This is a genomic window from Candidatus Pelagibacter sp. PS_10_02, from assembly GCF_059418005.1.
Genome location: NZ_CM182076.1, coordinates 177,542 through 189,894 on the forward strand (window position 1 = coordinate 177,542; position 12,353 = coordinate 189,894).

General features: G+C 29.1%; 17 protein-coding genes and 1 tRNA gene. 7 read left to right on the forward strand and 11 right to left on the reverse strand.

The features are described 5' to 3' along the window. Positions 1 to 2 precede the first annotated feature (2 nt). The gene (locus AC5SL1_RS00960) at positions 3 to 701 is read left to right on the forward strand and encodes a transaldolase family protein (protein WP_494599933.1); all 699 of its coding nucleotides are present in this window, start codon (positions 3 to 5) and stop codon (positions 699 to 701) included. A 7-nt stretch (positions 702 to 708) separates the two neighbouring features. Here AC5SL1_RS00960 and AC5SL1_RS00965 read toward each other — a convergent pair. From AC5SL1_RS00965 to tkt, 11 genes are all read right to left on the reverse strand, one after another. Further along, a tRNA-Met gene (locus AC5SL1_RS00965) sits at positions 709 to 785 on the reverse strand. A 6-nt stretch (positions 786 to 791) separates the two neighbouring features. Further along, positions 792 to 986 carry a 30S ribosomal protein S21 gene (gene rpsU, locus AC5SL1_RS00970; RefSeq protein WP_006997326.1) on the reverse strand — a complete coding sequence of 65 codons (195 nt, stop codon included), beginning with the start codon at positions 984 to 986 and terminating at the stop codon, positions 792 to 794. A 51-nt stretch (positions 987 to 1,037) separates the two neighbouring features. Continuing rightward, positions 1,038 to 1,625 carry a cell cycle transcriptional regulator TrcR gene (locus AC5SL1_RS00975; RefSeq protein WP_494573335.1) on the reverse strand — a complete coding sequence of 196 codons (588 nt, stop codon included), beginning with the start codon at positions 1,623 to 1,625 and terminating at the stop codon, positions 1,038 to 1,040. Further along, positions 1,626 to 1,856: a 50S ribosomal protein L31 gene (gene rpmE / locus AC5SL1_RS00980; protein ID WP_494599935.1), complete on the reverse strand. Its 231-nt coding sequence runs from the start codon at positions 1,854 to 1,856 to the stop codon at positions 1,626 to 1,628. Between the two features lie 35 nt (positions 1,857 to 1,891). Continuing rightward, positions 1,892 to 2,632 carry an inositol monophosphatase family protein gene (locus tag AC5SL1_RS00985; protein WP_494586730.1) on the reverse strand — a complete coding sequence of 247 codons (741 nt, stop codon included), beginning with the start codon at positions 2,630 to 2,632 and terminating at the stop codon, positions 1,892 to 1,894. A gap of 5 nt (positions 2,633 to 2,637) precedes the next feature. After that, positions 2,638 to 3,198 (reverse strand): elongation factor P, encoded by a 561-nt coding sequence (gene efp, locus AC5SL1_RS00990; RefSeq protein WP_494599937.1) that lies wholly within the window; start codon positions 3,196 to 3,198, stop codon positions 2,638 to 2,640. After that, positions 3,195 to 3,818, reverse strand: coding sequence for a thiamine phosphate synthase (gene thiE, locus AC5SL1_RS00995; RefSeq protein WP_494599940.1), 624 nt, complete (start codon positions 3,816 to 3,818; stop codon positions 3,195 to 3,197). Before thiE ends, efp begins: the two co-directional genes overlap by 4 nt. Beyond that, entirely contained in the window at positions 3,805 to 4,815 is a 1,011-nt protein-coding gene (locus AC5SL1_RS01000; protein WP_494599942.1) for a class I fructose-bisphosphate aldolase, read from the reverse strand. The genes thiE and AC5SL1_RS01000 overlap by 14 nt, the downstream gene beginning before the upstream one ends. 1 nt (position 4,816) lies before the next feature. Beyond that, positions 4,817 to 5,995, reverse strand: a complete 1,179-nt coding sequence (locus tag AC5SL1_RS01005; RefSeq protein ID WP_494599944.1) for a phosphoglycerate kinase — start codon at positions 5,993 to 5,995, stop codon at positions 4,817 to 4,819. Then, entirely contained in the window at positions 5,995 to 7,002 is a 1,008-nt protein-coding gene (gene gap / locus AC5SL1_RS01010; RefSeq protein ID WP_494599946.1) for a type I glyceraldehyde-3-phosphate dehydrogenase, read from the reverse strand. Before gap ends, AC5SL1_RS01005 begins: the two co-directional genes overlap by 1 nt. Beyond that, on the reverse strand, positions 6,999 to 8,963 hold the full coding sequence (gene tkt, locus AC5SL1_RS01015; RefSeq protein ID WP_494599948.1) for a transketolase: 1,965 nt from the start codon (positions 8,961 to 8,963) through the stop codon (positions 6,999 to 7,001). Before tkt ends, gap begins: the two co-directional genes overlap by 4 nt. Before the next feature lie 54 nt (positions 8,964 to 9,017). On the opposite strand from tkt, the gene AC5SL1_RS01020 reads away from it, so the two are divergent. From AC5SL1_RS01020 to AC5SL1_RS01045, 6 genes are read left to right on the forward strand one after another with little or no spacing between them, the layout of a single operon-like run. After that, on the forward strand, positions 9,018 to 9,341 hold the full coding sequence (locus AC5SL1_RS01020) for a 5-formyltetrahydrofolate cyclo-ligase (RefSeq protein WP_271516365.1): 324 nt from the start codon (positions 9,018 to 9,020) through the stop codon (positions 9,339 to 9,341). Next, positions 9,329 to 9,775 (forward strand): cell division protein ZapA, encoded by a 447-nt coding sequence (locus AC5SL1_RS01025; protein ID WP_494573344.1) that lies wholly within the window; start codon positions 9,329 to 9,331, stop codon positions 9,773 to 9,775. Before AC5SL1_RS01020 ends, AC5SL1_RS01025 begins: the two co-directional genes overlap by 13 nt. A 4-nt stretch (positions 9,776 to 9,779) precedes the next feature. Then, on the forward strand, positions 9,780 to 10,325 hold the full coding sequence (locus tag AC5SL1_RS01030) for a 5-formyltetrahydrofolate cyclo-ligase (protein ID WP_271516368.1): 546 nt from the start codon (positions 9,780 to 9,782) through the stop codon (positions 10,323 to 10,325). Further along, positions 10,322 to 11,128: a TIGR00282 family metallophosphoesterase gene (locus AC5SL1_RS01035; protein WP_494599950.1), complete on the forward strand. Its 807-nt coding sequence runs from the start codon at positions 10,322 to 10,324 to the stop codon at positions 11,126 to 11,128. Before AC5SL1_RS01030 ends, AC5SL1_RS01035 begins: the two co-directional genes overlap by 4 nt. Before the next feature lie 5 nt (positions 11,129 to 11,133). Then, positions 11,134 to 11,859 carry a YebC/PmpR family DNA-binding transcriptional regulator gene (locus AC5SL1_RS01040; RefSeq protein ID WP_494599952.1) on the forward strand — a complete coding sequence of 242 codons (726 nt, stop codon included), beginning with the start codon at positions 11,134 to 11,136 and terminating at the stop codon, positions 11,857 to 11,859. Beyond that, positions 11,859 to 12,353, forward strand: a complete 495-nt coding sequence (locus AC5SL1_RS01045) for a RuvC family protein (protein ID WP_271516377.1) — start codon at positions 11,859 to 11,861, stop codon at positions 12,351 to 12,353. The genes AC5SL1_RS01040 and AC5SL1_RS01045 overlap by 1 nt, the downstream gene beginning before the upstream one ends.

Genomic DNA, 12,353 nt, shown 5'->3' on the forward strand with positions numbered 1-12,353 from the left:
TAATGACAATAAAAATATTTTGTGACATTGCAGAATTAAATCAAATTAAAAAATTTAATAAGAAAAAAATAGTTAAGGGATTTACAACTAATCCAAGCTTAATGAGGAAGGCAGGAGCGAAAGATTACAAATCTTATTCGAAGAAAATACTAAAAATTTGTAATAACAAGCCTGTTTCTTTAGAAGTCTTTGCTGATGAATATAAACAAATGAAGCAACAAGCTCTTCAGATCAATACCTGGGGAAAGAATGTTTATGTAAAAGTCCCAGTGGCTAATTCTAGAGGTATTTTTATGGGCAAGATAATTAAAGAGCTTAATAGTTTAAATATTAAACTTAATATTACAGCAGTATATAGCGCTAAACAGACAGAAAAAATTCTGAAATTAATTAATAAAAAAACTAAAGTTATAATTTCGATATTTGCTGGTAGAGCAGGTGATACTGGTAAAGATCCAATCCCAGAATTTAAAAAAAGTATTTCTGTAGCAAAAAAGTTTAAAAATGTTGAAATACTTTGGGCGAGTGTTAGAGAGCCTTATAATTATCTACAAGCAAAACAGTTAGGTTGCCATATTATCACTATTCCACCAGCAACTATTGAAAAAATAGAGAATTTTGGAAAAACATTCGATCAACTTACCAAAGAAACGGTTAAAGCTTTTTTGGTTGATAGCAAAAAATCTAAATTTAAAATTTAATTGATTTTGGTTGCGGGGGACGGATTTGAACCGCCGACCTTCAGGTTATGAGCCTGACGAGCTACCAGACTGCTCCACCCCGCGGTATATTTAAATTCTATTTTTAAGCTTATTAAGTTTTTTAACTCTTTTAATATTCTCTTGTAGAATTCTTTTTTTCTTTTCAGAGGGTTTTTCGTAAACACTTTTTAATTTTACCACTTTAAAAAAACCATCACGTTGTAATTTTCTTTTTAAAACTCTTAGAGCTTGTTCAATATTATTATCTTTAACTTCTATTTTCATAAATTTTAAGTGTGTTTAACTAACATTATATAATTTTACTGTCTATTAAAATTATTCAATGTTTGAGACTTCCCTTGCTAATTTTGCCTTCTCCTTTTCTTTTTTCTCTCTTTTAATTCGTCTTTCTGCTTTTTCAATAGCCTCTACCAAATCTTTTTGAGAGAATAACCCTAATGCAACAGGATCTTTAGGATTTAAATTATTATAATTCCAGTAACTTTTATTTTTAATTGCAGTAACTGAAGCCTTAGTAACACCAACAAGCTTTGCAATTTGTGAATCTTTTAACAAAGAATGGTGTTTAATTAACCATAAGGCTGAGTCTGGCTTATCTTGTCTTTTTGATAAAGGAATATACTTCTTAATTTTTTTATCCTCAGTTGAAATTTCGATATCAGTATTTTTAATTTGTAATTCTTTATTTTCATCTTTTGAGGCTAATTCAATTTCTTCTCTAGTAAGCTGGCCAGATATAATTGGGTTATAAGCCATAATTCCTTTTGCAACTTCACCATCAGCAATTCCTTGTACTTCTACTTCATGTAAATTACAAAATTTAGCAATTTGCTTGAATGTAAGTGTAGTATTTTCTACTAGCCAAACAGCTGTTGCCATTGGCATCAAAGGTACATTTGACATTTAATCTTTTTTTTCTGATCTGAAGTTTTGGAATTTTTTATTAAACTTACTAACACGACCCTTATCCATTAATTTTTGTTTTCCACCTGTCCAAGCAGCATGTGATTTTGGATCTATTTCTAATCTTAAAACTTCTCCTTTTTTCCCCCAAGTTGATCTTGTTTCAAATTGAGTTCCATCAGTCATTTCTACTGTAATTGTGTGGTAGTCTGGGTGAATGTCTTTTTTCATATCGAGACTTATAGCAAAAGAATTCTATAAAACAATTAAAAGTTCTTTAATTTTTCAAGCATTTTGTCATTAATTGCCATGCTCGAAGCTCTTATTTGTATATTTTTATTTTGTGAAAGGTCGATTTCATTAATCATTCCACCTGCTTCTTTCACCAATATTATACCTGCTGCTATATCCCATAAATTAAGATCATTTTGAAAATAACCATCATATCGACCTGCTGCAACATAGGCAATATCTAGAGCGGCACTTCCAGATTTTCTTAAAGGTAAGTCGACTTCATTTTTAGCCACACCACCTGTTGCAAACAAACAGCTATTAAGCTCCTTTTTTTTGGACACTCTTATCCTTTGATTATTAAAGAAAGCACCACTGTCTTTTTCAGCATAAAACATTTCATCTTTAATTGGGTCATAAATTAAACCTGAAATAATTTCATTACCATATTTTAAGGCTATAGATATTGCAAAGTGAGGTACACCATGTAAAAAATTTGTAGTACCATCAATAGGATCTATGATCCAAGTATGTTCCTTATCCTTGTTATTTTCAGAACCATCTTCTTCACTGATAATAGAATAGTAAGGTCTTGCTTTTTTTAATTCTTCTATAATTATTTTTTCAGCTTTTAGGTCAGCGTTTGATACAAAGTCAGTAGGGCCTTTAATTGAGACCTGTAATTTTTCTATTTCTCCAAAATCCCTGATTAATGCTCTAGATGCTTTTTCAGCAGCTTTAATCATAACGTTTAGATTAGCCGATATAGATTGCATAAAAATTATATCTTTTTTATGTATTCCATAGTTCGAGTATCAACTATGATTTTGTCACCACTTTCAATAAAAGGGGGAACTTGAATGTTTACTCCATTATCTAATACGGCAGGCTTATAAGAAGAGGAAACTGTTTGTCCTTTTAGAGCCACATCAGTTGCCTCAATAGTACATGTCACTTGATTAGGCAATTCTACCGTTAAAGGTTTTTCATTATAGAAACTTATATTAACCTCCAAGTTTTCTGTTAGCATTTTACCTTTTTCACCTACTGTTTCTTTTTTAATATTAATTTGATCATAAGATTTAGGATCCATAAAATAATAATCTGTTTCATCTTCATAAAGATAATTAAATTTTGTCTCATCCAATGAAGCCTTTTCAACAGATTCACTTGATCTAAATCTTTCATTTAATTTTGTATTTTTATTTACACTTTTCATTTCAACTTGTGCAAAAGCACCACCTTTACCAGGTTTTACATGCTGAGTTTTTAAAACTTGCCAAAGATCATCTTTATATTCTATTAGCATCCCAACTCTAATTTCACTTGCGTATATTTTCATTTTAATTTTTTAATAGCTTCTAAAGGTTTATATTTTTTATTGTGCCAAATGTAGCCTGAAATAGCTAAAAAGTTAGCTTTATTCAATAAGAGTTTTTTGTAATTATTCAACTTTATACCACCAATAGCAACAACCGGTAAGGTAGTTATCTTTTTTACAGATTTCAGTATTCTCAAATTAGCTCTATATTTAACTTTTTTAGTTTGAGTTGAGTAAAACGCACCAAATGCTAAATAATCAGCCCCATCCGAAATTCCTTTTTTTGCTAATTTTATTGAATTATGACAGGTAACACCAATAATCTTATTCTTTAATAGTTTTCTCGCTTTAACAATACTAATGTCGCTTTGGCCCAAATGACAACCATCTGCATTCAGTTTTTTTGCAATCATGGGATCATCATTCACTAAAAATTTTATTTTGTACTTCTTGCATATTGTTCGAATTTTTTTTCCAATAATAAGTTTATTTTTGATTGTTTCTTTTTTTAGTCTCAATTGAAAATAGCTAACTTTTCCTGATTTTAATACTAATGATAAATTAGTATAAAATTCATCGTCTTCTATTTTATTTGGTGAAATTAAATATATAAACTTTGTATTTTTTTTATTGAGACTCAAGTTCAGCTGACCATTTCCCTTGAGCTGCTAATGTACACATGTTTGCTCTATGATTAAATACGTTTTGTGTGCCTTCAATATTTTTAACATCTTTTGACCAGAATTTAAGAGCACTTTGTTGTAAGGCCCTTCCATATGAATAGGTCATAATAAAATTTGTATCATTGTACTTATTTATTAAATTTAAATTTTCTGTTGCCTCAAGCTCTGTTTGACCTCCTGATAGGAATGCAATACCAGGCACTTCAGTTGGTACATTTTCTTTAAGACATTTTAGAGTAAGTTTAGCAGTTTCCTCATTTGATATCTTCTTATCAGAACTAGTTCCTGCTAAAATCATGTTAGGTTTTAAAATAATTCCACTGAAGTCAATATTATGAAGCATTAACTCCTCAAAACATTTTTTAATAACTTTTGAAGTTTTGTTAAAACAGTCTTCAGCTGAATGATCACCATCCATTAAAACTTCCGGTTCTACTATTGGCACCATTCCACATTCTTGAACCAAGGCCGAGTACCTTGCAAGAGCATGTGCGTTTGAATGAATAGATAATTCACTTGGGTGCTTTTTTGTAATATTATAAACACCTCTCCATTTTGTAAATCTTGCGCCTAATTTATAATATTCTTTCAACCTTTCTCTTAAACCATCAAGACCTTCTGTAATTTTTTCTTCTGGAGAACTTGCTAGAACCTTAGCTCCAGTATCAACTTTTATTCCAGGTACAGCACCTGTTGCAGAGATTAATTCTGGTATAGCTTTGTTAGAATTAGAAATTTGTTTAATTGTTTCATCATATAAAATAACCCCACCAATAAATTTTTTTACTCCTTCTGACGTAAAAAGTGTTTCTCTAAATAATAGTCTATTTTCTGGAGTTGAAGGAACCGCAACAGAATCTAATCTTTTTGTCATTGTGCCATTACTTTCGTCTGCTGCAAGGATGCCCTTACCATTTGACAGTATTTTAAGTGCTATTTTGTTTAGTTCTGACATATTAATTAAGAGCTTTTATACCAGGAAGTTCTTTTCCTTCAAGAAATTCTAAAAAAGCTCCACCTGCGGTTGAGACAAAATTAAAAGAATTAATTGCATCGATAGTATTTAATAGTGAAACAGTATCACCTCCACCTGCTACAGAATAAATTGTATTATTATTATTATTTTCGACAATTTTTTTTGCAATCTGAATACTTCCTTTAGCAAAATTAGGGTTTTCAAAATAACCTGCAGGTCCATTCCAAAGGACAGTATTGCTTTTATCTATTAAGTTATTGATGGTTTTTATTGATTTAGGACCAATATCTAAAATTAAGTCATCTTTAGAAATATCCTTTAATTCTTTTATTGTTGGATCACCATTTAAATTTTTTCCAACCACAACATCTTCTGGAAAAAGTATTTCGCAATTTTCTTTTTTTGATAAAGAAAATATTCCTTCAATGATTTGATGACAATTATCCTCTTGAAGAGATTTTCCAATTTCATGACCTTGGTATTTAATTATATTATTGGCCATTCCTCCAACTATTATAATATTATCAAACTTCGGGATTAAATTTTTTATAATATTAATTTTAGAAGAAATTTTAGAGCCACCAATTATACAAGTAATAGGCTTCTTAATTTCAGAAGTAATCTTAGTTAATGCTTCAATTTCTAAGTCAAATTGGAGACCTGAATATGAGGTAATAAATTTTGTTATTTCAAAAATAGAGGCATGCGCTCTGTGAGAACATGAAAATGCATCATTAACATAAATATCAGCTAAACTTGCCAAATGTTTAGCAAAAGTGTTGTCATTTTTTTCTTCTTCTCCATAAAACCTAAGATTTTCAAGTATCACAATTTTTTCATTTTGATTTTTAAAAAGATCAGTTGAATTTATTTCTAGAATATTTTTAGTGATAAATTTAATATCAGTTTTTAATTTGATTTTTAGATCTTCACATATAGGTTCAAGGGATAGTTCTTTGACGACCTTACCTTTGGGTCTACCAACATGTGAAAGTATTATTATTTTTGCATTTTTTTCTAATAAATATTTAATTGTTGGTAATATTTTATCAATTCTGGTGGTATCAGTAATTGCTCCATTTTCTAATGGAACATTTAAATCCAACCTAAGTAATATATTTTTTTGATTAAGATCAGCCTGGTCCTTTATACTTTTCATTAAGAGTTTTTATGAAGATATTCTGCTATATCACACATTCTGTTTGAAAAGCCCCATTCATTATCATACCACGCAGAAATCTTACCCATATTTTTACCCACAACATTAGTCAAGGAAAGATCTACGATTGCAGAAGCTGAATTGTGATTAAAATCAATGGATACTAATTTTTCTGATGTTGCTTCTAAAACTTTTTTTGTTTGTTTCTTCACTGCATTTGTAAATGCCATATTTATGATTTCTTTACTTATTTCTTTTTTAGTACAAAAAACTAATTCTATTAAGGAAACATTTGGTGTAGGCACTCGCATAGCTACACCCTCAAGTTTTCCTTTTAAAGCAGGTATAATTTCACCAATTGCTTTTGAGGCACCTGTAGAAGTTGGAACTATTGATTGACTGGCAGATCTTGCTCTTCTTGGATCTTTATGAGAATTATCTAAAATTCTTTGATCACTAGTAAAAGCATGGATAGTAGTCATAAATCCTTTTTCAATTTCAAAATCATTATTTAAAACATTTGCAACAGGAGCCAGACAATTAGTAGTACACGAAGCGGCCGAAATAATTTGGTCATCATTTGTTAAAATATTTTCGTTAACACCAAATACAATTGTTTTATCTGCACCTTTACATGGGGCTGAAACTATAACTTTTTTAGCGCCATTTTTAAGGTGAGCTAATAATTTATCTTTTGAATTAAATTTTCCAGTACATTCAAAAACATAATCAACTCCATATGATTTCCAATTTATATCTTCAATATTTGAGTGTTGAGAAAAAGTAATTTTATTTTTATTAATAATTAAATGCTTTTCATCAAATTTTAACTCTGCGTTAAATTTTCCATGAACAGAGTCATATTTTATTAGTGTACAGCTTGCTTCAGCATTGGATCGGTTGTTTATATGTTTAATTTCTATATTTTTGTTTTGGCTTTCAATGATTGCTCTAATTACCATTCTACCAATTCTGCCCATTCCATTTATTCCAACTTTTAATGTCATTTCTTATTCTTTATAAGGTTTTTTGTCTTTTTTGAAATATTTTCAGCTGTTAATCCAAAATATTTATAAATCTCTTTATAAGGTGCACTTTTTCCAAAAGTTTCTATTCCAAATGTCAAACCATCAGTCCCAATATATTTCTTCCAACAATCTGTTGATGCAGCTTCAATAGATATTTTAAATTTTGTTTCACCAAGTATTTTCTGCTTATAAGAAGATGACTGTTTGTCAAAAATATCATGGCATGGAACAGATATTACTTTAGAGTATATTTTGTCTTTGGCTAATTTGTGGCTAGTTTCAATTGCAAGATTAACTTCGGATCCACTAGCAAGTATAGTGAGGCTGATCTTTTTATTTGTTCTAAAAACCTCGTATGCTCCAAATGAGCATTTATTTAAGTTTGAATATTTTTTTCTTATAGGATCAAGATTTTGTCTAGTCAATGATAAGACACTGGGTATATTTGAATTTTTTAGAGACAATTCCCAACATTCTATAGTTTCCATTCTATCTGCAGGTCTAAAAACATTTAGGTTTGGAATAGATCTTAAGCCGGACAACTGTTCTATTGGCTGATGGGTTGGACCATCCTCACCCAAACCAATAGAGTCGTGTGTCATTACATATATAACTCTTTGACCCATTAGCGCTGATAGACGTATCGATGGCTTACAATAATCTGAGAATATTAAAAATGTTCCTCCATAAGGGATGAACTTACTATGAAGTGCAATACCATTCATTATTCCACACATTGCATGCTCTCTAACACCATAATGAATATAATCCCCATTAAAATTGTTAGAATTTATAATTTTTTGGTACTTAGTTTTAGTATTATTAGATCCAGCTAAATCAGCAGATCCTCCAATTAAAGTATTGTTTTCTTTAGTTAATGCATTCAAAACTAATTCAGAAGATTTTCTTGTAGCTAGGCTTTTATTTTCTTTTAATGAAATTTGTTTTTCGATTTTTAATGATTTAGAAAAATTATTATTTAATATTTTATCTATTATAAATTTTTTTCTTTTATAAAATTTATTCCAATTTTTTTCTAATTTAATTCCTTTATCACCAGTTTTTTTCCATTCGTTTAAAATATTTTTGGGTATTTCAAAAGGGTTATATTGCCAGTTTAATGTTTTTCTAACAAGTTTGATCTCATCTATCCCAATTGGACTACCATGTGAAGATGATTTACCAGATTTATTTGGTGACCCATAACCAATTTTTGTTTTACATGAAATAACAGTAGGTCTTTTTGCATTCTGAACTTTTTTTAATGCATTAAATATTTCTTTTTCATTGTGACCATTAATTAAGATATAATCCCAACCATAGCTTTCAAATCTTTTCTTATAATTATCAGATACAGCCAAGCTTGTTGGTCCATCAATTGAAATTGAATTATTATCAAAAAGCATAATAAGATTTTTTAATTTTAAGTGACCAGCCAAACTCATAGCTTCGTGACTTATGCCTTCCATTAAACAACCATCACCTGCTAAAACATAAGTTTTATGATTAATTATTTCTTTACCTAATTTTTTTTTAAGAATTTCTTCTGCTACAGCAAATCCAACAGAGTTAGCAATACCCTGCCCAAGTGGACCAGTGGTTGTTTCAATTCCTGTTCCAGGATGATATTCTGGGTGTCCTGCACAAATTGAATTTAATTGTCTAAAATTTTTAATATCCTTTATCGAAACACTTTTGTATCCAGTTAGATAAAGTAAAGAATACAATAACATTGATCCATGACCCGCAGACAAAACAAATCTATCTCTATTTAGCCAGTTAGGGTTATTGGGATTAAATCTTAAAAAACTTCTAAATAAAACTGTAGCAACATCGGCCATACCCATAGGCATTCCAGGGTGACCTGAGTTGGCTTTTTGTACCGCGTCTATAGACAAAAACCTTATTGCGTTTGATAAATCTTTATGTAATTTGTTCAAAAATTATCCTATCTAGACTTCGTAGACTCAATTTAATATTATAAACATATATATATGAAAACAGAGACTGAAAAAGAAAAAAAATTGAGTTTTGCAATTAATAAACTTAAGAATTTGAAATTACAAAACCCTTCACTAAAAACTAATCTAGAAAATTTGAATGCTCAAAAAAATCAATTAGAAATTGAAAAAAAAGAAATTGAAGAAAAATATCAAAACCTAATGAGCGAACATAAAGCTCTTAATCAGAAATTAGAGGAGATTAAACAACAAAAATTGGATGAACAAAAAAAAGAAACTGAATTTTCAGAAAAAATTGATGAATTAAATCAAGAAACAGATACTTTATTGGAAGAAATAGATAAATGGCAAATGTAAATATCAAATTTAATGGTAAAGATTTTTTATTGTCTTGTGACGATGGACAAGAGGAGCATCTAGAAGAATTGCTTATTCATATTAATGAAAAATTTAATAAACTTAAAAATGATTTAGGAAATATTGGTGAAAATAAACTTTTATTAATTACTTCTGTTCAAGTAATGGATGAATATTTTGAAACCAAGAAAAAAGTAGAATTAAAAAAAGAGCAGTTAAAAGATCTTTCTAATAAATTTAGAGAGCTAAAATCTTTAGTTTATGAATATAAAGATAAAAAAGAAGAAGAAATAGCTCAACTGACTCAAAATCATGAAGAATTTAAAAATGAAATTGAAAAAAATAAGCAAGACTATGAAAAGATAATAGAAGATGCTGCTGATGAAATTGAAAATTTTGTTGCAAAAGCTAATTTAGAAAATCCAGTCCAATAAACTTGTGCTAAAAAAAAGATTAAGAAATAAAATTCTTAAAATTAGAGAAACATATAATAAAGATAATATTAAGTTAGATTATAAGAGAATTATTAATTTTTTTAAAAAAGAAAATATAATTGCTAAAAAAATTGGTGGATACTTTCCTATCAATTTTGAATTTGATGATTTAGATTTACTCAAAAAATTTGAAAAAGATAATTATCAAATATCATTACCAGTAATTAAAAAAAGTTTTCAAATGGACTTTTACAATTGGACTTTTATTGATCCATTAAAAATTAATAATCTTGGTATACCAGAGCCAGAGGCAAAAAAATTAGTTCACCCTGATATTTTATTTATTCCTATGGTCGCATTTGATAAAAATTTAAATAGATTGGGGTATGGTGGTGGATATTATGATCGTTTTATTGAAAAATTATCAAGAAAAAAAAATATTATCAAAATTGGCTTAGCTCTATCATGTCAAAAAATAAAAAAAATTCCTATTAACAAACATGATCAAAAACTTGATTTTATTATAACAAATGAGGATATTATAAAATGAGAATCCTTTTTTTAGGGGATGTAGTGGGTATCTCAGGCCGCTCAATGGTCTTAAACAATTTACTATCAAAAATAAAAGATCATAAAATTGATTTTGTTATAGTTAATGGTGAAAATGCTGCTGATGCAGGCGTTGGACTTACAGAGGAAATTTGTAAAGATTTTTTTAACTGTGGTGTGGATGTCATTACGACAGGCAATCATGTTTGGGACCAGAAAGAAACTATGTCTCATATTGAAAAAGAAAATAGATTGTTGAGGCCAAAAAATTTATTTGAACCTTCTCCAGGAAAGGGATTTGAAATATTTAATTCAAAAAATGGTATTAGGGTTGGAGTACTAAATTTAATGGGGAATGTATTTATGAAAAAATGTGATGATGTATTTCAAGTGGCAGAAAAATTTATTAAAAAATATAATTTTAAAGAAGATTATGATTTTCTTGTTGTTGATTTCCATGGTGAAATTACTAGCGAAAAAAATGCAATCGGTCATTTTTTTGATGGAAAGGCCACATTAGTTGTTGGTACTCATACCCATATACCAACAAATGACGCTAGAATTCTTAAAGGAGGAACTGCCTATCAAACAGATGCAGGAATGTGTGGAGATTATGACTCTGTAATTGGAATGAACAAAGAAAATTCAATTAATCGTTTTCTAAAAAAAAAATCTACTAAACACTTTCCAGCAATTGGTGATGCTACTTTATGTGGTGTGATTGTTGATTGTGATATAGAAACAGGTTTAGCAAATAAAATTGAAAACTTTATATATGGAGGAGAATTAAAAAATTCTCATTAATTATTATGTCGGGTCATTCAAAATGGGCAAGCATTAAACATTCTAAAGGAAAAGCAGACAAACAAAGATCAAAAGTATTTTCAAAACTATCAAAAGAAATAAGTGTTGCTGCAAAATTAGGCGACAAAGATCCAGCAATGAATCCCAGACTTAGATCTGCCATCCAGGCTGCAAGATCAGCGAATATGCCAAAAGATAATATCGAAAGAGCAATAGACAAATCCTCAGCTAGTAATGACAATAATTTTGAGAATTTAAGATATGAAGGTTTTGGACCAGATAAAATTGCAGTAATTGTTGAAGCTCTAACAGATAATAAAAATAGAACAGCCTCCAATATCAGAACAATATTTCAAAAAAGTGGTGGTAATTTAGGAACACAGGGATCTGCTTCTCATAATTTTAATCAACTTGGTATTATAAAAATAGATAAAAAAGAAATTTCAGACGAACAAATTTTCGAACTAGCAATTGAGTCGGGTGCAGATGAATGTATTTCCTATGAAAATTTTCATGAAATACAATGTCCTATGAATGAAATTTATAATGTAAAAAAAAATCTTGAAAAAACGATAGCAAATTTTATTTCTACAGAAATCGAATGGGTACCTTTAAAAAGTGTTGATGTTGAAAAAAATAAAATTGACTCTGCAATTGAATTTCTAGAAACTCTTGAAGATGATGATGACGTACAAAATGTTTACTCAAATATTAATTTAAAAAATAATTAATGCTTATAATTGGAATTGACCCCGGTATAACAGGTTCTATTTGTTTCTTTCAAGATGGAAAAATAATTGATGTTGTTGAAATGCCCAATATGCCTGAAGGGAAAAAAAATAAAAAACAAGTAAATGGTGCTCAAATTTATCATGAAATTTCTTTAAGAATAAAAGATTTAAAAAAAGAAGATATTAAAGTGGTGATCGAGCAGGTTTCGGCTATGCCTGGTCAAGGAGTTACAAGTATGTTTAATTTTGGTCAATCATTTGGAATTTTAAAAGGGATATGTTCTGCAATGCAATTACCGATGTATTTTGTTAGACCTGCTAAATGGAAAAAGTACTTTAATCTTATTAATTCAGAAAAAGATGCCAGCAGAACTAAGGCAATCGAAGTATTTCCTTATTATTCATCAGAATTATCTAAGAAAAAAGATTCTAACAAAGCGGATGCAATTTTAATAGCTAGTTTTTATTACGAAACTTATAAATTAGAGGGTTAA